This is a genomic window from Kitasatospora sp. NPDC094019 (genome assembly GCF_044764505.1).
Lineage (GTDB): Bacteria > Actinomycetota > Actinomycetes > Streptomycetales > Streptomycetaceae > Kitasatospora.
The window spans coordinates 13,845-32,758 of record NZ_JBIWIF010000006.1; the positions used below are offsets into that span (position 1 = coordinate 13,845).

Below are 18,914 nucleotides of genomic sequence, written 5' to 3' on the forward strand. Positions count from 1 at the left end.
CGGGGAGGAAGGCGGCGGTGGGGGTCACCCCGGCGGGGGGGGGGGGGGGGGGGGGCCCCCCCCCCCCCCCCCGGGGGGGGGCGCGCGGGGGGGGGGGGGGGGGGGGGGGGGGCGGGGGGGGGGGGGGGGGGGGGCCCCCCCCCCCCCCCCCCCCCCGCCGCCGGACACCGCCCGGAGAATCCGGTCAGACCTCGCGGACGCCGGCCCGCCAGACCGCCGCCGTCAGCGGCACACCCGGCCGGTAGGCCAGGTGCACCGGCGAGGGCGCGTCCAGCAGCTGCAGATCCGCCCGGGCCCCCACCCGCACCGTGCCGACATCGTCGCGCCGCAGCGCCCGCGCGCCGCCCGCCGTCGCGGCCCAGACCGCCTCGTCCGGCGTCATGCCCATCTCCCGCACCGCCACCGCGACGCAGAACGCCATCGAACTCGTGAAGCTGGAGCCCGGGTTGCAGTCGGTGGACAGGGCCACCACCGCCCCCGCGTCCAGCAGCCGGCGCGCGTCCGGGTAGACCGCCCGGGTGGAGAACTCCGCCCCCGGCAGCAGCGTCGCCACCGTCGACGAACCCGCCAGCGCGGCCACGTCCTCGTCCGTGAGATGGGTGCAGTGGTCGGCCGAGGCCGCGCCCAGCTCCACCGCCAGCTGCACACCGGGCCCGTAGGTGAGCTGGTTGGCGTGCACCCGGGGGACCAGTCCGCGCGCGATCCCCGCGGTGAGGATCGCCCGGGCCTGGTCGCCGTCGAAGGCGCCCTTCTCGCAGAACACGTCCACCCAGCGCGCGTACGGCGCGCAGGCGTCCAGCATCGGACCGGTGACCAGCTCGACGTAGGCCGCCGGGTCGTCGGCGAACTCCGGGGCCACCACGTGCGCGCCCAGGTAGGTGGTCTCCGGCGTGTACGAGGAGGCGATCCGCAGCGCCCGCGACTCGTCCTCCACCGTGAGTCCGTACCCGGACTTGCACTCCACCAGCGTGGTGCCCTGGCGGAGCGCCTCCCGCACCAGCCGGGCCAGGTTGGCGTCCAGCTCGGCGTCGGCGGCGGCCCGGGTGGCGGCCACCGTGGTGCGGATGCCGCCGGCCGAGTACGACTGCCCGGACATCCGGGCGTTGAACTCGGCGGTGCGGTCGCCGGCGAAGACCAGGTGGGCGTGCGAGTCCACCCAGCCGGGCAGCAGGGCGCGGCCCGCCGCGTCGAACCGCTCGTCGGCGGCGGGGGCCTCGACCGCCGGGCCGACCCAGGCGACGGTGCCGCCGTCGATCACCACCGCCGCGTCGGTGAGCGCGCCGAGCGGCCCGGTCCCGTGCGCGGGATCGTTGGTGACCAGGGTGCCGATCCCGGTGATCAGGGTGCTCGGCATGGTCGGGCTGCCGCTCGGGGTGCTGTTCGAGCTGCTCACGTCGGAACCTTTCGGGAACGGGAACGGGAACGGGGATGGGGGACGGGTCCGGGGCGGCCGCGGCGGCCGGGAACTCAGCAGCCGAGCGCGGCGATCGAGGAGCGCAGCGCGCCCGGCACGTCCGGCACCAGCAGGTGCGCGCCGTCCTTGACCACGTGCCGGCCGCCGACCACCAGGTGCCGGACGTCGGCCGCGGCGGCCGCGAACACCGCGACCTCCGCGCCCAGCCGGGGCGCCGGGCCCGCGGTGCGCACCGAATCCAGGGCGATCACGGTGAAGTCGGCCAGCGCGCCCGCCTCGATCCGCCCCGCCTCGGGCCAGCCGAGCGAGGCGTGGCCGTCCTCCGTCCCGGCCCGGAGCAGCGCGTTCGCCGTCCAGTGGCCGCGGGTACGGGTGCGCAGCCGCTCGTTCAGCTCCAGCGCCCGGGCCTCCTCGAACGGGTCGACGACGGCGTGGCTGTCGCTGCCGAGGGTGATCGGGCACCCCCCGGAGGCCAGCTGCCGGGCCGGGCCGATCCCGTCCGCGAGGTCCCGCTCGGTGGTGGGGCACATGCAGACGGTGGTGGAGGAGCCGGTCAGCAGCTCGACGTCGTCCTCGGTGAGGTGGGTGGCGTGCACGACCGAGGTGCGCGGGCCGAGCGCGCCGCGGTCGGCGAGCAACCGGGTCGGGGTGACCCCGTGCGCGGCGAGGCAGGCGTCGTTCTCGGCGGTCTGCTCGGACAGGTGGACGTGCAGCGGCGCCCGGCGCGAGGACGCCCAGTCGGCGACGGTGCCGAGCTGCTCGGCGGGCACGGCGCGCACCGAGTGGATCGCGGCGCCGATCCGGGCGTGCTCGCGGGCCTTCAGCAGGTCGGCCCGCTCGGCCCAGGCGTCCGCGTCGCCGTCGCTGAACCGCAGCTGCGGCCTGGTCGGCTCGGTCCCGAAGCCGGAGGACAGGTAGCAGGTGTCGAGCAGGGTGATCCGGATGCCGGCCCGGGCGGCGGCCTCGATCAGCGCCTCGCCCATCGCGTTGGGATCGTCGTACCGGGCGCCGCCGGGCGCGTGGTGCAGGTAGTGGAACTCGCCGACGGCGGTGATCCCGGCGAGCGCCATCTCCGCGTAGGCGGCGGTGGCGAGGGCCAGGTAGCGGTCCGGGTCGAGCGCTCCGGCGAACCGGTACATGGTGTCGCGCCAGGTCCAGAAGGTGCCGGAGCCGACCTGGACGTGGCCGCGCAGCGCCCGGTGGAAGGCGTGCGAGTGCGCGTTCGCCTGCCCCGGGAGCAGCAGTCCCTCCAGCCGGACGGCGCCGGGCGGGCAGGGCCCGCTGTCCGGCTGCACCCGGGCGATCCGGCCGCCGGCCGCGGTGCTGATCAGCACGTCCTGCTCGACCACCGGCCCGTTCGCGTGCGGCAGCCAGGCGTACTGGGCCCAGTACGTCGTCGGTCGCGCGTCTCCGGCACTGCTCACTGACACGCCAGGTCCTCCAGTACGTCGGCGAGGGCGGTGACACCGGCCAGGCAGTCGGCCGGCTCGGCGTGCTCCGCCGGGGAGTGCGAGACGCCGCTCGGGTTCCGCACGAACAGCATCGCGGTCGGGACGGCCGAGGCGAGGATCCCGGCGTCGTGTCCCGCGCCGGTGGGCAGCACCGGGACGCCGCCCAGCCGGGCGGCGAGCCGGTCGCGCAGCGGGCCGTCGAAGTCCACCACCGGGGTGTAGGACTCGCGGGTGAGCCCGACCTCGACGCCGTCGCGCTCGCCGCGTTCGGCGGCGGCCCGGCCGATCTCCTCGACCAGCGCGGTGAGGGTGGCCTCGTCGGCCGCCCTGGAGTCCAGCCAGCCGCGCACCAGCGAGGCGATCGCGTTGGTGCCGTTGGGCTCCACGGCGACCTTGCCGAAGGTGGCCAGCGCGCCCGCGAGCTTCGCCTTCTTCCGCGCGGCGAGCACGGTGTTGGCGTAGGTCAGCATCGGGTCGCGGCGGTCCTCGATCCGGGTGGTGCCGGCGTGGTTGGCCTCGCCGCGGAAGTCGAACCGCCAGCGGCCGTGCGGCCAGATCGCGCTCGCCACGCCGACCGGGTGCTCCTCGGTCAGGTAGCGGCCCTGCTCGACGTGGAGCTCGACGAAGGCGCCGATCCGGGCCAGCCGGTCGCCGTCCGCGCCGATCGCGGTCGGGTCCTGGCCGGCCCGCTCCATCGCGTCGGGCAGCCGGACGCCGTCGGCGTCGCGCAGCTCGTACGCCTGCTCCTTGGCGAGCACCCCGGCGGTGAGCCGGGAGCCGATGCAGGCCACCCCGAACCGGGCGCCCTCCTCGTCGCCGAAGTTGACGATCGCCAGCGGCCGGGTGAGCGCGGTCCCCCGGTCGCGCAGCTCGTCGAGCGCCGCGAAGGAGGAGACCACGCCGAGCGGGCCGTCGAAGGCGCCGCCGTCGGGCACGGAGTCCAGGTGCGAGCCGGTGACCACCGCGCCCTCGCCGGCCGGGTCGCCGAGCCAGGCCCACTGGTTGCCGTTGCGGTCCAGCTCGTAGTGCAGGCCCCGGTCGCGGGCCTGCTGCTCGAACCAGGCCCGGCACTCGGCGTCGGCGCGGTTCCAGGCGAAACGGCGGTAGCCGCCGGACGCGGCGGAGCGGCCCACGGGGAGCAGCTCCGCCCACATCCGTTCGAAGCTCGCGGAGCCCTGCTCGCTCACAGCTCGCCCGTCGAGCCGTGCTCGTTCATCGGGACCCGCACGCCGCGCTCGGCGGCGACCTCGTCGGCCCGGTCGTAGCCGGCGTCGACGTGGCGGATGACGCCCATGCCCGGGTCGTTGGTGAGCACCCGGCGGATCTTCTCGCCCGCGAGCGCGGTGCCGTCGGCGACGGTGACCTGGCCGGCGTGGATCGAGCGGCCGATGCCGACGCCGCCGCCGTGGTGGATCGAGACCCAGGACGCGCCGGAGGCGACGTTGACCATGGCGTTGAGCAGCGGCCAGTCGGCGATCGCGTCGGAGCCGTCCAGCATCGCCTCGGTCTCCCGGTAGGGGGAGGCGACGGAGCCGCAGTCCAGGTGGTCGCGGCCGATGACGATCGGGGCGGACAGCTCGCCGGAGGCGACCATGTCGTTGAAGCGCTCGCCGGCCTTGTCGCGCTCGCCGTAGCCGAGCCAGCAGATCCGCGCCGGCAGGCCCTGGAAGTGCACCTTCTCCTGGGCCATCCTGATCCAGCGGTGCAGCGACTCGTTCTCCGGGAAGAGGTCGAGCACGGCCTTGTCGGTCTTGGCGATGTCCTGCGGGTCGCCGGACAGGGCGGCCCAGCGGAACGGGCCCTTGCCCTCGCAGAACAGCGGCCGGATGTAGGCGGGGACGAAGCCGGGGAAGGCGAAGGCGCGGTCGTAGCCGGCCAGCTGGGCCTCGCCGCGGATCGAGTTGCCGTAGTCGAAGACCTCGGCGCCGCGGTCCTGGAAGCCGACCATCGCCTCGACGTGCCTGGCCATCGACTCGCGCGAGCGGGTGGTGAACTCGGCGGGCTTCTCGGCCGCGTAGGTGGCCATGTCGTCGAAGGGGACGCCGACCGGCAGGTAGCTCAGCGGGTCGTGGGCGCTGGTCTGGTCGGTGACGATGTCGATGGGCGCGTCCATCGCCAGCAGCTGCGGGAACACCTCGGCGGCGTTGCCCAGCAGGCCGATGGAGAGCGGCTGCTTCTTGTCGCGGGCCTCGGTGGCCAGCTCCAGCGCGTGCGCGAGGTTCTTGGCCTCGACGTCCAGGTAGCGGTGCTCGATCCGGCGGGAGATCCGGGACGGGTCGCAGTCGACACAGATCGCCACGCCACCGTTCATGGTGACGGCCAGCGGCTGGGCGCCGCCCATGCCGCCGAGGCCGGCGGTGAGGGTGATGGTGCCTGCGAGCGTCCCGTCGAAGCGCTTGTTGGCGACGGCGGCGAAGGTCTCGTAGGTGCCCTGGAGGATGCCCTGGGTGCCGATGTAGATCCAGGAGCCGGCCGTCATCTGGCCGTACATGGTGAGCCCGAGGCTCTCCAGGCGGCGGAACTCCTCCCAGTTGGCCCAGTCGCCGACCAGGTTGGAGTTGGCGATGAGCACGCGCGGCGCCCACTCGTGGGTCTGCATGACGCCGACCGGGCGGCCGGACTGGACCAGCATGGTCTCGTCCTGCTTCAGGCCCTCCAGCGTGCGCACCATGGCGTCGAAGGAGCGCCAGTCGCGCGCGGCCTTGCCGGTGCCGCCGTAGACGACCAGCTTCGACGGGTGCTCGGCCACCTCGGGGTCGAGGTTGTTCATGAGCATCCGCAGGGCGGCCTCCTGCTGCCAGCCCTGCGTGGTCAGCCCGGTCCCCCGTGCCGCCCGCACCTCACGCGGCCCACTCGCCTGCTGCACCATGTCACGGTCTCCTTGCGGATGAATTCATTCAGGCTCGACTCGGCTGAATATATCCAAACATTCAGCCTTCGGCCAGACCTGGGCACATCCGATCAGCGCCCGTACGACCGGTACCCCCCGCGCTACGCTGAACCCGGCGAACACCAGCCGATCGGCCCAGGCGCCGACGAATGGAGGACGCGATGACGGCCATCACCGTGCGGCCGGGGAGACTCCGGGACGCGGCGGAGGAGATCGAGCGGAGCACCGGCCTCCGAGTTCAGATCATCGGAGGAACCCTGGTGATGTCCCCGCCTCCTCGCGGAAAGCACGCGGGGACCATCAAGCGACTCAATCGCCGGCTCGCCCCACTGCTTCCCGCGGGCCTCGACACCTACGAGGTCTCGTCCATCGCCATGCCGGACAACAGGGACGACTACGCCACTCCCGACCTCGTCGTGCTCCCCGTCGAATGGGAGGACGACGACGAATGGCTGGCAGATCCACGCGATGTGGCTCTCGCGATCGAGGTGATCTCGAACTCCGAGGGCGTCAGGTCCGTCGCCACCAAAACCGACTGGTACGCCACCGCCGGGGTGTCGGCGCTCCTGACCGTCGACCCCCGCAAGGGCGTCTGGACGCTCTACACCCACCCCCGGGACGGCGCCTACCAGGGAGTGCTGCACGGCAAGTACGGCGAGCCGGTGCCGCTCACCGCACCGCTGTCAAGTGAACTCCCGACAGTGGACCTGCAGTTGTACGCACCTCGACACTGACCTCTCCTCAGGCCGCCGCGTCGCCGTCCCAGTCGATGCCGATCTCGGCGAGCCAGCGGCGGTCGGCGTCGTCGGGGACGTCGGCGGACCGGGCGCCGGGCGGGGCCGGGGTCCGGGGCGGACGGGGGATCTCCTGGACCGGGCCGAGGCCGTACTGCTCGGCGGCGGCCGCGGCGGCGCGGGCGTCGGGTTCGATCACGCCGACATGGACGACGCTCTCGTCGCCCGGGTCGAGCACGGTGAGTTCGGGATCGGGCAGACGGCGCAGGGTGACGCGCCGTCCGCAGGTCGGGCAGGACCACTCGTCGGCTCCGGAGGCGAGCCGGCCGACGAACTTCATTTCGTGGATCACACGCATGGCGGCACCCCCTGACCGGAATGATGCCCACCCTGGGCGGATCGCCAACCTGCGGGTACGGTCGCCGGGGCGGCGTTCCGGGCCGCGCGGACGAACCGGGAGGGCGGGCATGGACCGCGAATGGGGCATCGAGGAGAGCATCGGCGTGGCCGCCACGCCGACGGAGGTCTACCGCGCCGTCAGCACCGTCCGCCGGACCGGCGAGTGGAGCCCCGAGTGCCGGGCGGTGTGGGCCCGGCGGGGGCCGCTGCGGGCCGGGGACCGGTTCGTCGGCTGGAACCGGCGCGGCCTGTTCGTCTGGTTCACCACCTGCCGGGTGACGACGGCCCGGCCCGGCAGCGAGTTCGCGTTCCGGGTGGACGCCTTCGGGCTGCCGATCGCCGAGTGGGGCTACCGGTTCGCGCCGGACGGCGCGGGCGGCACGAACCTCACCGAGTACTGGCGGGACCTGCGGACCGGGCGGAGCGCGCCCGCCGCCGAACTGCTCGGCAAGGTCTTCAGCGGCGTCGCCCCGGAGCGGCGGGCCGCGCACAACCGGGCCGGCATGCGGGCGACGCTGCGGCGGATCCGGCAGACCCTGGAAGCCTGACCCGCGATCCCCGACCCGCGGGGGCTACTCCAGGAACAGTCCCCGGGCCGTCGCCGACTGCTCGATGGACTCCAGCCGCGCCTCGGCGCCCGGGAGTTCGTCGCACATGGTCTGCAGCAGCACCCGGCCGAGCATCATCGGGGCGCAGGCGGTGTCGAAGACCAGCCCGGTGCCGACGGCGGCCGGCAGCATCAGGTCGGACAGCTTGGCGACCGGCGCGAAGACGCTGTCGGCCACGGTGACGACGGTCAGACCGCACTCCCGGGCCACCGCCAGGGCGTCCATCAGCTCGCGCGGGTACCGCGGCAGGGCGAAGCAGAGCAGCACGCTCGCACCCGCCGCGGCGGCCTGTTCGAGGCGGTCGGCGAGCATGCTGCCGCCCTCGTCCAGCAGCCGGACGTCCGGGTGCACCTTGGCGGCGAAGTACGCGAAGCCGCGCGCCTGCGCCGAGGCGGCCCGCAGACCGAGCACCGGCAGCGGGCGCGAGGCTGCGAGCAGCCGGGCGGCGCGGGCGATCGGCTCGGGGTCGGCGAGCAGCTCGGCCAGGTGGCGCAGGTGCTCGATCTCGGCGAGGACTGCCTGCTGGTGCTCGTTGCGGACGGCGTCGGCCGGGGTCTCGGGGGCGGCGGCCTCGCCGGCGCCGAGTTCGCGCAGCTGCTTGCGCAGCGCCGGGTAGCCGTCGTAGCCGAGGGCCACCGCGAACCGGGTCACCGAGGGCTGGCTGACGCCGGCGAGTTCGGCGACCTCGACGCTGGAGAGGAACGGCGCCTCGGTGGCGTGCCGGACCAGCGAGTGCGCGATCCGCCGCTGGGTGGGGGTGAGCCGGTGACCCTCGAAGAGCTGGAGCAGCCGGGCGGAGGGACCGACCGGGCCGGCGTCGTCGGTGGCGGTCATGGCAGTACCTCCGGATGCGAGCTGTTCGGACGACTGTGCAGCAGCGGGCCGCCGCTGGCAAAGACGTCTCGCCCGACGGGACATCGGACGAGACCTCCCGGTACGGCCCCGGGGCGGGCGCGCGGTCGGCGCGCGGTCGGCGCGCGGTCGGGCGCGGAGGGTGCGGGAGCCGTCTCGGGGTGACCCTGAATTCTCCCTGAGACCGCCCTGAATCCCCGTCGGACCGATGGACCGGCGGCCTCCGGAGGGAGCAGGCTGACCGTATGGACACTCGTCAGGACGACCTGCGGCGCGATCTGGACGCCTCGCTGCAGGCCCGCAAGGAGCTCGGCCCGGAGTACGAGGCGGAACTCGTCGACTCCTTCCTCGCCCGGCTCGACGCCCGCCTCGACGCCCGGGTGGAGCGCCGGGTGGCGGAGCGGCTCGGCCCGGCCAACGGCTACGGCCCGGCCGGGGAGTACGCCCGTCCGGGGTACGGGCCGCGCCGCTTCGGCCGCCGGTCGGCGACCCGGCTCCCGATCATCTCGCTGGTGCTCGGCATCCCGCTGTCCGGCATCGCGGCCGACCAGGGCGGCTTCTGGGGCCTGCTGGTGTGCTGGGCCGGCATCGTCGGCGTCAACGTCTCCGCCTCGCTCGCCGAACGGATCCAGGACCAGCGCGGCCCGGCGGCCCCGAAGAGCGACTGGGACCGGTGACCGGCGGCGTCCCGCGCCACCGGTCACCCGCCCCGTCCCTCGGGTGCGGCGCGGTCGTCAGGCCAGCGGGCCGGTGACCCGCTCGACGGCCCCCACCAGCTCGCCCGAGGCGACCAGCGCGGCGGCGGCCTCCAGGTCCGGCGAGAGGAAGCGGTCGCGGCCGGCGCCGCCGACCCCGGCGGCCCGGGCGGCGGCCATCGCCGCGGCCGTGGCGGGGGCCGGTTCGGCTCCCGCGCCGGCCTGCTGGCGGATCTCCAGCGCCCGGGCGGCGGCGGTGAGCTCGACGGCCAGGACGCGGCCGAGGTTCTCCACGGACTGGCGCAGCTTGCGCGCGGCGGACCAGCCCATCGAGACGTGGTCCTCCTGCATGGCCGAGGAGGGGATCGAGTCGACCGAGGCCGGGACCGCGAGCCGCTTGTTCTCGCTGACCAGCGCGGCCTGGGTGTACTGGGCGATCATCAGGCCGGAGTCCACGCCCGGGTCGTCGGCCAGGAAGGCCGGCAGGCCGTGCGAGCGGGCCTTGTCGAGCAGCCGGTCGGTGCGGCGCTCGGAGATCGAGCCGAGGTCGGCGGCGGCGATGGCGAGGAAGTCCAGCACGTAGGCGACCGGGGCGCCGTGGAAGTTGCCGTTGGACTCGACCCGGCCGTCGGGCAGCACCACCGGGTTGTCGACCGAGGCGGCCAGCTCCCGGGAGGCGACCAGCTGGGCGTGGGCGAGGGTGTCGCGGCCGGCGCCGGCGACCTGCGGGGCGCAGCGGATCGAGTAGGCGTCCTGGACCCGCGGCGCGTCGTCCTGGTGGTGGCCGGTGAGGCCGGAGCCCTGGAGCACGGCCAGCATGTTGGCCGCGGCGGCCGCCTGGCCGGGGTGCGGGCGGATCGGGGCGTGCAGTTCGGGCGCGAGCACCTTGTCGCTGCCGAGCAGCGCCTCCAGGGTCATCGCGGCGGTGATGTCGGCGGTGGTGAACAGCCGCTGCAGGTCCGCGATGGCCATGACCAGCATGCCGAGCATGCCGTCGGTGCCGTTGATGAGGGCGAGGCCCTCCTTCTCCAGCAGTTCGACCGGCTCGATGCCGGCGGCGGCGAGCAGCTCGCCGGCGGGCTTCTCGACGCCGTCGGGGCCGGTGGCCACGCCCTCGCCCATGAGCACGAGCGCGCAGTGCGACAGCGGCGCGAGGTCGCCGGAGCAGCCGAGCGAGCCGAACTCGCGGACCACCGGGGTGATGCCGGCGTTGAGGAGGGCGGCCATGGTCTGCGCGACCAGCGGGCGGACACCGGTGCGACCGCTGGCGAGGGTCTTCATCCGCAGGAACATCAGCGCGCGGACGACCTCGCGCTCGACCACCGGGCCCATCCCGGCGGCGTGCGAGCGCACCAGCGAGCGCTGCAGCTGGGCGCGCAGCTCGGGGCTGATGTGCCGGACGGCGAGGGCGCCGAAGCCGGTCGAGACGCCGTAGACGGGACGCGGTTCCGCGGCGAGGGCGTCGATCCGGGCGCGCGCGGTCGCCATCTCGGCGATCGCGTCGGGGCCGATCTCGACCCGGGCGTTGCCCCGGGCGACGGCCAGCACGTCCTCGGCGCCGACGTCGGCCTTGCCGACCTGGACCAGCGGCGCGTGGGCGGCCGCAGCACTGTGCATATCCATATGCATCATCTCAGCAGGTGAATGGAGATATGACAACCATCTCGGCCCAGTCGACACCTCCACCGTCGGACCGGGCCGGTCACCAGGATTTTCGAATACCCGGGCCGGTGCCGCACGCTGTGGGGAGGCGGACGGCTCAACGCCGGGCGCGGCGGACGGGAAGGCGGGCGGGACGGATGACGCGGGCGACGGCACGGCGGCGGGTGCTCCGGCTGCGCGGGGACGGGCGGAGCACCCGGCCCGACGCGCTGGCCGCCGAGGAACCGCTGGAGATCCGGCTCGGCGGCGAACCGCTCACCGTCACCATGCGCACCCCCGGCCAGGACTTCGACCTGGTCGCGGGGTTCCTGGTCGGCGAGGGACTCGTCGGCACCGGCGAGGAACTGGCGGCGCTGCGCTACTGCGCCGGCACCGACGCGGACGGCGCCAACACCTACAACGTGGTGGACGCGACGCTGCGCGACCCCTCCCGCCCGCTGCCGCTCTCCGCACACCGCAACCTGCTCACCACCAGCGCCTGCGGACTGTGCGGCCGGGACACCGTGGACGCCGTGCGCACCCACGTCCGGCACCCGGTCGGCGAGGATCCGCTGAGTGTCCCGCCCGCGCTGCTCTACGCGCTGCCGGACCGGCTGCGCGCCGTCCAGCGCACCTTCGAGTCCACCGGCGGCCTGCACGCGGCCGGCCTGTTCGACGGCCGGACCGGCGAGCTGCTGTGCGCCCGCGAGGACGTCGGCCGGCACAACGCCGTGGACAAGGTGGTCGGCTGGGCGCTGCGGGAGGGCCGACTGCCGCTGACCGGTCACGTCCTCCTGGTCAGCGGCCGGGCCTCGTTCGAACTGACCCAGAAGGCGGCGCTGGCCGGGGTGCCGCTGCTGGCCGCCGTCTCGGCGCCGTCCTCGCTGGCCGCGGACCTCGCCGAGGAGCTGGGTCTGACCCTGGTCGGCTTCCTGCGCGGCGAGGGCGCCAACGTCTACACCCGCCCCGACCGGATCGCCTGAGCCCCCACCCCGGACTCCGCCCCGAACCGGGCCCCGCGTCCGGGACCCCCTCACCGCAGCTCCGCCTCCACCAGGTCCGCCGCCCGCGCCGTGCCGCCCTCGGCCCGGGCCGCGGCCCGCTCCGCCGCGAGCCGCCCGGCCACCTCCGGGTCCCCGGTCAGCTCCAGCAGCGCGGAGCGCAGCGCCCCGGCGGTGGCGTCCTCGGTGTCCAGCCGCCGGGCCACGCCGAGCGCCACCAGCGAGTCCGCGTTGGCGAACTGGTCGACGGCCTGTGGCACCGCGATCATCGGCACCCCGTGGAAGAGGCCCTCGCTCGCACCGCCGGTGCCGGCGTGGGTGACGAAGGCGTCCGCCTGCGCCAGCACGTCGAACTGCGGCACCCAGCGGTGCACCTCGACGTTGGCGGGCACCTCGCCCAGCGCGGCCCGGTCGGTGTGCCGGCCGATCTGCAGCACGACGTGCCAGCCGGGCAGACCTCCGAAAGCCTCCACGCAGGACCGGTAGAAGGCCGGCCGGTCGGTGAAGGCCGAGCCGAGCGAGACCAGCAGTACCTTCTCCGCCCCGGCGGGCCGCTGCCAGCGGCCCTGGTGCGAGCGGTCTCCGAAGCACTGGCCGACGAAGGTGATCCGGTCGGTGTCGACCCGGTCCGCCTGCGGCTGGAGGGCCCGGGGGATCAGCGCCAGCGCGCGGTCCGGGCGGTTCTTGAACCGTTCGACGTCCCGTTCGACGTCCTGGACGGCGAGGCCGTTGCCGGTCAGCCAGTCGGCGAACCGCCGGTAGTGCCCGGGCCCGCCGGGCCCGGTGCGGAGCGCCTCGAACATCGGGGCCATGTCCTCCTCGAATCCCTCCCAGCCGACCATCGTGGGCGACAGCTGCACCACCGGCACGCCGTGCGCCTCGGCCACCGCCCGGGCGGCGTAGGCGCCGATGTCGTAGAGCACGAGGTCGGGCCGGCCCTCGGCGAAGAGCTTCCGCAGCACCGGGGTCATCGCGAGGGCGTCGTCGAGGAAGACGTCCTGGACCGCGACCGCGTCCTCCGGCCACCCCGCGGGGTCGCCGTCGAGCGGCAGCGCGGTGTCGTACGGGACGAGCGTGGCGCCGGCCGACTCGACCGGGTCGGCGAAGGACGGCGCGTTGACGTAGCTGACCCGGTGGCCCCGGGCGACGAGCTCGGCGATCAGGGCGAGGCTCGGGTTGACGTGGCCGTGGGCCGGGATGGAGACCATGGCGACATGGGCGGAGCGGGTCATCTCGGGGTCCTCTCGAAAGGGTGCGCCTCGGATTCGTCGAGACGAGACGGTTCGTCTCGTTGACGTGTCACCAGGATGCGCCGACGCGCTCTTCCTGTCAAGACGATACGGACCGTCTCGCCATCTCGGTAGAATGGCGCCCATGACCGGACCCCAGACCGCCCCCGACCCGAGCCGCCGCAACGAGCAGAGCCGCGCGGCCATCCTCACCGCCGCCGCCGAACTCGTCGCCGAACTCGGCTTCGGCAAGCTGACCATCGAGAAGATCGCCGCCCGCGCCGGCGTCGGCAAGCAGACCATCTACCGCTGGTGGCCCTCCAAGGGCGCCGTCGTCTTCGACGCCTTCCTCGCCGCCAACGAGAACCCCTCCGGCGGCCTCGCCCTCCCCGACACCGGCGACCTGGGCGAGGACCTGCGGACCGTCCTGCGGCTCACCGCCCTCGAACTCGCCGACCCCGCCTTCGACCGGACCGGACGCGCCCTCACCGCCGAGGTGCTCACCGACGCCGCCCTGCTGCGCGACTACCGCGAACGCCTCCTCGACCCGCTGCTGGACGTCACCCGCGAACGTCTGCGCACCGCCCGCGACGCCGGACAGCTGCGGGCCGACGCGGACCTCGACCTCGCGGTCGAACTCCTCTACGGCCCGCTGTACTACCGCTGGCTGCACGGCCTCGGCCCGCTCGACCCGGACTACGCCGACCGGGTCGTCGCGGCCGCCCTGGGCGCCCTCGGCCCCGTCCGGGACTGAGCGCGCCCGGGTTCAGGACCGGTTGCGGCGGCGCAGCACCAGCACCAGCACCACGACCACCGCGATCACGACCAGCACCACGCCGATGCCGATCACCAGCCCGATGATCTTGCCGAGGCCCTTCTTCTTCTTTTTCTTCGACTTGTCCTTGGACGCGGCCAGCCGCGCGGTGTCGTGGCGCTCCGCCGCCGCCCCGACCTGCCCGGCGGCCTGCTGGACCCCCTGCCCCGCCGACACCTGCCGGACGGCACCGCCCGAATCGGCCACCGACGCCACGGAAACCGCCGAGGTCCCCGAGGCCGCCGAGGCCGCCGGCGCGGCCGCCAACGCCGTCCCGCCGAACGCGAGCACCGCTGAGAGCACCAGGCCCGTCACCCGAGCACGCACAGGAATCAACCCCCGTCATCGATCCGGCGCGACCCCGACGGCCCGCCGACCGCCGACACCATCCCACGCCCACCCCGCCCCGCCCACCCCCACGACCGGACCGCGACCCGCTCGGGACCAACCGGTCACCGAAGCGCCACACTCCCCCGCCCGACGGCCGGTCCCGACCGCCGGGGCCCCGCTATGCTGACCCTCGGTTTCGGGCCCGACCCCGGGCGGCTGCCGGGGAGTTCAGCTCTGCCGACAGCCCGGGGGGAGCCTGTGTCGAACGAAGAGGCGGTCAGGACCGCCTGGCAGATCCACGCCTCGTTGACCGAGGTGACCGGACGCGTCGACGCCAAGGCATCGTTCGCCCTGACCATCGAGTCGGCGGCACTCGGCGCGATCGTCGCGCTCTCCGGTGCCGGCGTCCGCCTCGGCCGACTCTCCGGCCCCCTCCCCGCCTCCCTGTTCTGGCTCGGCGCCGCACTGCTCGGCTGCGCGGCACTCGCGGCGGTGTCGGTCGTGATCCCCCGCGGCGACGCCTCCGCCCGGACCGGACCGTCCAACTTCGTCTACTACGGCCAACTGCGGCACTGGAGCCCCGACCGGCTCGCCACCAGGCTGGAGGAGTCCGATCTGCTCCCCGTCCTCACCTGGCAGCTGGTCGAGATGAGCCGCATCGTCTGGGTCAAACACCAACGGGTCCGGCAGTCCCTCGTCCTCGCCGTGCTGGGGTGCGCCATGGTCGCCCTGGCGGGACTGCTGGGCTGACACCGATGGCTCCCGACGGGCGCGTTCCCTTCTGGCAGCTCCTCGACGGCTCCGCGCGGACCGAGATCGAGCGACTGGGCCGGCTGGTGGAATTTCCGCGCGGCGACCCGATCCTCCAGCAGCACGACCGGTCCGACCACCTCCTCGTCCTGCGGCACGGCTGCGTCAAGGTGGTCGTCGAGTCCGACACGGGGTACCGGGCGATCCTGGCCATCCGCGGCCCGGGCGACCTCGTGGGCGAGCAGGCCGGCCTCGACGGCGGCTCCCGCTCCGCGAGCGTGTACGCGCTCACCGACGTGACGGCGCTGGTCGTCCCGCTGAGCCGGTTCGGCACCTTCAAGGAATCGCGTCCCGCCGTGGCACGGGCGCTGCAGCAGGTCCTGTCCGGCCGACTGCGCGAGGCGGACCGGCACCGTACGGACACCGGTTCCGGGAACGTCCGGACCCGGCTCGCCGGCCTGCTGCTGAAGCTGGCCGAACAGTACGGCCACCGGACCGACGGAGGAGCACTGCGGATCACCCTGGCGCTCTCCCAGGACGACCTGGCCGGTCTCGTCCTCAGCTCCCGGCGGACTGTCGTCCGGCTGCTGGAGCAGTGGCGGGAGGCCGGTTGGCTGCGCACCGGTCGCTGTCTGATCGAACTCCACGACCTCGCCGAGCTGGAGCAACTGGCCCGCGCCGATCCGGCCGACGATCCGGCCGTCGCTCCGTCCCGCCCCGGGGCCGACCCCTGACCGGCCCCTGACCGGCCCGATCAGATCGCGTCGGCGTCGCGGGTGGTCAGACCGAACGACGTGGCCAGCGGGTTCCAGTCGGCGACGAACGCGCGTTTGGCCGCCGTCGCCGCGGCGCTCTGCCGCACCCCCTCGTCCCAGTCCGCGCCCCGCGGCACCGCTCCGGCCGCACAGCCGTCGGCCGCCACCCCGTCCGCCCAGCGGGAGAAGGCCCGGTCGGCCAGCGCCGACGCCGTCCACGCGTCCCGTAACCGGTCCGCCAGCCGCGAACCGCCGGGGACGGCCGACAGGTCGGCCGACCGCAGCGCGAGCAGCAGCTCGTCCCGCTCACCGGCGGCGGTCCGCAGCGTGCGCCCGGCGGACCGCGCCGAAGCCGGGCCGGAACAGGACGCCACCGCGTCGACGGCCGAGGTGACCTGCCGCCTGGTCCCGTCGTTGCGGCCGAGCAGTCCGTCGAGCCCGGCCGCCTGTCCGCGGGCCGGGTCGGCGGCGGCGCCCTGCGCCCCTGAGTCCGCCGCGGGCGCCACCTCGGCGGACCGCCCGGCCCCGGGTGCGGCGGCGTCGGCCCGGACGAGAGCCGGGCCGACCCTGACCGCGCCGTACCCGAGCAGAGAGATCGCCAGCAGCACGAGGAGACGCCGCCGGACCCGTCCCGGCCGACCGGGTGCCGGACGGCCGACCTGCCGGCCGGGCCCGCTCGGCGGCGCGGGCCGAACCGTCGGAAGCACGACCGACGGGCCCGGCCGCGCCACGGCCGGTGGGGGCTCCGGGTCGACAGCGGCGTCGACGGCCCGTCGGAGCGGTCCCTCCCAGGCAGCGACCCCGGGGCGGACTTCCGGGCGAGCGTCCAGGGCCGCCCCGGCCAGCGCGCCCAACTCCGCGGAGACCCGGGCCGCGGCACCGGGATCGCGGGTGTCCTGCTCCCCCGCGAGCAGACGGACCATCAGCAGCCCGAACTTGTGCGCGTCGGACGCCTCGGTCGCCGGCTGCTCGCCCTCCGGCACCTCCCAGGACGGGGTCTCCCGCTGGACGAGCACATCGCGGCCCCGCAGCCGCATGGAGTCACAGTCGATCAGGAAGCACCCGGGCTCCGGCTCCAGCCGGAACAGCACGTTCTTCGGCGACAGGTCACCGACCACGAGGCCGAGCGCGTGCAGCCGGCCGAGCGTCACCGCGAAGTCCAGCGCCAGCCGGAGCCGCTGACCGGGCGTGACGGAGATGCCCACCCGATCGAGGTAGCCCTGGTCGTTGAGGAGGAACTCGAAGCCGGCCGGGCGGAGCCCGACAGCCTCCGAGCTCAGGAAGAACTCCTCCGGGACCCGCCGCATCAGGAAGCCGAGCGGGTCCCCGCCGCCGTCGACCACGGCGGCGACCGGCCAGGCAAGCCGGTCGCACAGCCAACGCCCCGTTTCCGGGGGCAACGCCGGGACGAAGTCCACCATCGCCCCGAGCGCCGGACCGTCGAGCCCCCGTCGGCACTCGGCCGAGTACTCCTTGAACACGACCGGCCAGCGGTCGTTGATCCGCAGGCCGGGCTGGTCCCAGACCGTGCCCTGACCGCCATGGCCGAGCCGGGTGACCCGCGGCAGCAGGTCGCCGGGCACGGCCCCGGTCACTCCGGACCCCCCGGCACCGCACGCGACCAGATCGCCAACAGGGTCCGGTCGTCGTCGAAGGTCTCCCGGGAGAAGTCCAGCAGATGGGCGAGGGCCCGGGGTTCGGGAACGACGGCCAAGTGCTCGGCGAACAGCTCGCCGACCTTCCCGGTCCCGTCCCCGAACGGGCCGGCGAAGCCGTCCGTACCGAGCAGCAGCGCCTGGTCCGGGAGGAGCTGGTGGCGAACCACCACGGCATTCCTGGGCCGTCGCGGCAGCGCGACCACCGCGGCGGAGGCCACGTCCCCCCGCTCCGCCGGGGCCACCCCGGGGACAGCGGTGAAACGCCCCCCGGACAGCACCCAGGCACCCGAGTCGCCGACCGGCACCAAGGTAACGTCCAGACCGTCCCGGGCCCGCACGGCCGCCCCGGCCAGCAGGGTGGTGGCCAGCAGCCGCTCGGCCTGCGCCACGTCGGCCGTCGGCAATCCGCGGACCCGCGCGGCATGCTCGGCCAACTGCCAGGCGGCGTGGTCCGTGAGCGTTTCCCAGGCCACCTCCTCGGGACCGCCCACCACGTCCAACTGCGCCAGGACGAAGTCGACCGCCGCCCGGCAGGCGAGGGTGGCGCCGATGTGCGGCTGCTCGGCGGCCGACACCCCGTCCGCGACGGCGAAGACCAGGGCGCCGCTCGGCCGGTGCAGCGCCACCGCGACGTCGTCCTCGCGCGGCCGGCCGTGGAAGCGGTGGGCGTAGCCCCGGACGGAGGCCAGCCGAACGGTCAGGTACTCACTGGACCAGCCGTCGAACACGGTGTCCGGCCGGTACGACGGGCCCGACGGCGGGGCCGGTTCGAACGACACCACCGGGCGGTCGACGACGATCGGTTCCCAGCGCGCACGGCTGTCGTCCCGGTACACCGAATCCGCCCGGTCCCGGCCGACCGTCCCGACCGGGGCTGTCGGAGCGGGCGGACGCGGCGGCTCCGGGTCGGCAGCCGGTACCACGGCGGCACCGGGTACGGAATCGGTGGTGGGGCAGTGCAGCCCCGGATTGACCTGGTCGGGTTCCACGTCAGACCACGTCGATCGCCATGCGGAAACCCTCCGGCCGGTCGACGACCAGCTCGGCCTGTCCGGAGGCGAGCGCCAGCCCCGACGACACGATGCTGGTCGTCAGTGCCGAGCAGAACTTCGTGATCGCCGCCCCGATGTCAGCGCCGGGGATCGCCACGAACGCGTAGTTCCGGTCGGTCGCGACACTCAGGATCGTGGCCGCGTCGGCCTCGCCGATACCGAAGGCCGCGATGTTCGGCGCACCCGTGGTGGCCGCCCGGTCGGTCAGCTGCCGGTGCACCCCGTTCCAGTCCTCGTTGCCGCTGGGCTGACCGTCGCTCAGGAAGAAGACGGTCGGCCGGTAGACCGTGTAGCCGTCGCGCTTCAGCTCCGCGATGTCCTGCGGGATCCGGGTCAGCAGTTCCTGGAAGGCCGCCCGGTAGCTCGTCCCGCCGCCGTAGCTGGAGAGGACCGGCAGCTCGTTCTCCTGCCGCAGGTCGGCCAGCCGCATTCTCACCTGCACGTCGTTGGAGAACCCGAGTACGGAGAACCTGACCTTCGCCGCCGCCATCGGCTCGCCCAGCAGGGCCCGGTGCAGCGAGGAGAGCCCCGTGTTCAGCTCGCCGAGGTAGGAGGACATCGATCCGGACTCGTCCGCCATCACATACATCGGCAGGAGGTTTCCGCGATTGTCGGCCATCGTGAAGTCCTTTCGTTTCCCA

The 18,914-nt window shown here is 74.5% G+C and carries 19 protein-coding genes; 7 read left to right on the forward strand and 12 right to left on the reverse strand.

Annotated features, from left to right (window positions below; all coding sequences use genetic code 11):
* Nucleotides 1-184: 184 nt before the first annotated feature.
* From hutI to hutU, 4 genes are all read right to left on the reverse strand, one after another.
* Entirely contained in the window at nt 185-1,354 is a 1,170-nt protein-coding gene (hutI, locus tag ACIQ9P_RS14825; RefSeq protein ID WP_402355812.1) for an imidazolonepropionase, read from the reverse strand.
* 113 nt (nt 1,355-1,467) lie between these two features.
* Nucleotides 1,468-2,844 (reverse strand): formimidoylglutamate deiminase, encoded by a 1,377-nt coding sequence (locus tag ACIQ9P_RS14830; protein ID WP_402355005.1) that lies wholly within the window; start codon nt 2,842-2,844, stop codon nt 1,468-1,470.
* Complete coding sequence (locus ACIQ9P_RS14835) at nt 2,835-4,019, reverse strand: allantoate amidohydrolase (RefSeq protein WP_402355815.1); 1,185 nt, start codon at nt 4,017-4,019, stop codon at nt 2,835-2,837. The genes ACIQ9P_RS14830 and ACIQ9P_RS14835 overlap by 10 nt, the downstream gene beginning before the upstream one ends.
* 29 nt (nt 4,020-4,048) lie before the next feature.
* On the reverse strand, nt 4,049-5,734 hold the full coding sequence (gene hutU, locus ACIQ9P_RS14840) for a urocanate hydratase (protein WP_402355007.1): 1,686 nt from the start codon (nt 5,732-5,734) through the stop codon (nt 4,049-4,051).
* A 182-nt stretch (nt 5,735-5,916) separates the two neighbouring features.
* Between hutU and ACIQ9P_RS14845 the strand changes: the two genes are divergently transcribed.
* Nucleotides 5,917-6,489, forward strand: a complete 573-nt coding sequence (locus tag ACIQ9P_RS14845) for a Uma2 family endonuclease (protein WP_402355009.1) — start codon at nt 5,917-5,919, stop codon at nt 6,487-6,489.
* Nucleotides 6,490-6,496: 7 nt separating this feature from the next.
* Here ACIQ9P_RS14845 and ACIQ9P_RS14850 read toward each other — a convergent pair whose 3' ends face one another.
* Complete coding sequence (locus ACIQ9P_RS14850; RefSeq protein WP_360011220.1) at nt 6,497-6,847, reverse strand: hypothetical protein; 351 nt, start codon at nt 6,845-6,847, stop codon at nt 6,497-6,499.
* A 109-nt stretch (nt 6,848-6,956) separates the two neighbouring features.
* On the opposite strand from ACIQ9P_RS14850, the gene ACIQ9P_RS14855 reads away from it, so the two are divergent.
* Nucleotides 6,957-7,436 (forward strand): SRPBCC family protein, encoded by a 480-nt coding sequence (locus ACIQ9P_RS14855; RefSeq protein WP_402355011.1) that lies wholly within the window; start codon nt 6,957-6,959, stop codon nt 7,434-7,436.
* A 24-nt stretch (nt 7,437-7,460) separates the two neighbouring features.
* Here the strand turns inward: ACIQ9P_RS14855 and ACIQ9P_RS14860 are convergent, their stop codons facing one another.
* The gene (locus ACIQ9P_RS14860; protein WP_402355013.1) at nt 7,461-8,330 is read right to left on the reverse strand and encodes a MurR/RpiR family transcriptional regulator; all 870 of its coding nucleotides are present in this window, start codon (nt 8,328-8,330) and stop codon (nt 7,461-7,463) included.
* A gap of 263 nt (nt 8,331-8,593) precedes the next feature.
* On the opposite strand from ACIQ9P_RS14860, the gene ACIQ9P_RS14865 reads away from it, so the two are divergent.
* Nucleotides 8,594-9,025, forward strand: a complete 432-nt coding sequence (locus ACIQ9P_RS14865; protein ID WP_402355015.1) for a hypothetical protein — start codon at nt 8,594-8,596, stop codon at nt 9,023-9,025.
* A 57-nt stretch (nt 9,026-9,082) separates the two neighbouring features.
* On the opposite strand, the gene hutH is transcribed toward ACIQ9P_RS14865, so the two are convergent.
* Nucleotides 9,083-10,666 carry a histidine ammonia-lyase gene (gene hutH, locus ACIQ9P_RS14870; protein ID WP_402355017.1) on the reverse strand — a complete coding sequence of 528 codons (1,584 nt, stop codon included), beginning with the start codon at nt 10,664-10,666 and terminating at the stop codon, nt 9,083-9,085.
* A gap of 176 nt (nt 10,667-10,842) precedes the next feature.
* On the opposite strand from hutH, the gene fdhD reads away from it, so the two are divergent.
* Nucleotides 10,843-11,667: a formate dehydrogenase accessory sulfurtransferase FdhD gene (gene fdhD / locus ACIQ9P_RS14875; protein ID WP_402355019.1), complete on the forward strand. Its 825-nt coding sequence runs from the start codon at nt 10,843-10,845 to the stop codon at nt 11,665-11,667.
* Nucleotides 11,668-11,717: 50 nt separating this feature from the next.
* On the opposite strand, the gene ACIQ9P_RS14880 is transcribed toward fdhD, so the two are convergent.
* Complete coding sequence (locus tag ACIQ9P_RS14880) at nt 11,718-12,917, reverse strand: macrolide family glycosyltransferase (protein WP_402355021.1); 1,200 nt, start codon at nt 12,915-12,917, stop codon at nt 11,718-11,720.
* Nucleotides 12,918-13,059: 142 nt separating this feature from the next.
* Here ACIQ9P_RS14880 and ACIQ9P_RS14885 point away from each other — a divergent pair, with 142 nt between their 5' ends.
* A complete protein-coding gene (locus ACIQ9P_RS14885) occupies nt 13,060-13,668 on the forward strand; it encodes a TetR/AcrR family transcriptional regulator (RefSeq protein ID WP_402355023.1) in 609 nt (202 codons plus the stop codon).
* A gap of 12 nt (nt 13,669-13,680) precedes the next feature.
* Here the strand turns inward: ACIQ9P_RS14885 and ACIQ9P_RS14890 are convergent, their stop codons facing one another.
* Nucleotides 13,681-13,935 carry a hypothetical protein gene (locus ACIQ9P_RS14890; RefSeq protein ID WP_402355025.1) on the reverse strand — a complete coding sequence of 85 codons (255 nt, stop codon included), beginning with the start codon at nt 13,933-13,935 and terminating at the stop codon, nt 13,681-13,683.
* 381 nt (nt 13,936-14,316) lie between these two features.
* On the opposite strand from ACIQ9P_RS14890, the gene ACIQ9P_RS14895 reads away from it, so the two are divergent.
* Both ACIQ9P_RS14895 and ACIQ9P_RS14900 read left to right on the forward strand, forming a co-directional pair.
* Complete coding sequence (locus ACIQ9P_RS14895; protein WP_402355028.1) at nt 14,317-14,808, forward strand: Pycsar system effector family protein; 492 nt, start codon at nt 14,317-14,319, stop codon at nt 14,806-14,808.
* Between the two features lie 5 nt (nt 14,809-14,813).
* Complete coding sequence (locus ACIQ9P_RS14900; protein WP_402355030.1) at nt 14,814-15,542, forward strand: Crp/Fnr family transcriptional regulator; 729 nt, start codon at nt 14,814-14,816, stop codon at nt 15,540-15,542.
* A gap of 20 nt (nt 15,543-15,562) precedes the next feature.
* On the opposite strand, the gene ACIQ9P_RS14905 is transcribed toward ACIQ9P_RS14900, so the two are convergent.
* Genes ACIQ9P_RS14905 through ACIQ9P_RS14915 form a run of 3 tightly spaced genes read right to left on the reverse strand, consistent with a single transcriptional unit; the run spans nt 15,563 to nt 18,892 of the window.
* Nucleotides 15,563-17,158: a hypothetical protein gene (locus tag ACIQ9P_RS14905; protein WP_402355032.1), complete on the reverse strand. Its 1,596-nt coding sequence runs from the start codon at nt 17,156-17,158 to the stop codon at nt 15,563-15,565.
* The gene (locus ACIQ9P_RS14910; RefSeq protein WP_402355034.1) at nt 17,155-18,210 is read right to left on the reverse strand and encodes a protein phosphatase 2C domain-containing protein; all 1,056 of its coding nucleotides are present in this window, start codon (nt 18,208-18,210) and stop codon (nt 17,155-17,157) included. Before ACIQ9P_RS14910 ends, ACIQ9P_RS14905 begins: the two co-directional genes overlap by 4 nt.
* Nucleotide 18,211: 1 nt before the next feature.
* Nucleotides 18,212-18,892: a VWA domain-containing protein gene (locus tag ACIQ9P_RS14915; RefSeq protein WP_402355036.1), complete on the reverse strand. Its 681-nt coding sequence runs from the start codon at nt 18,890-18,892 to the stop codon at nt 18,212-18,214.
* Between the last annotated feature and the right edge of the window lie 22 nt (nt 18,893-18,914).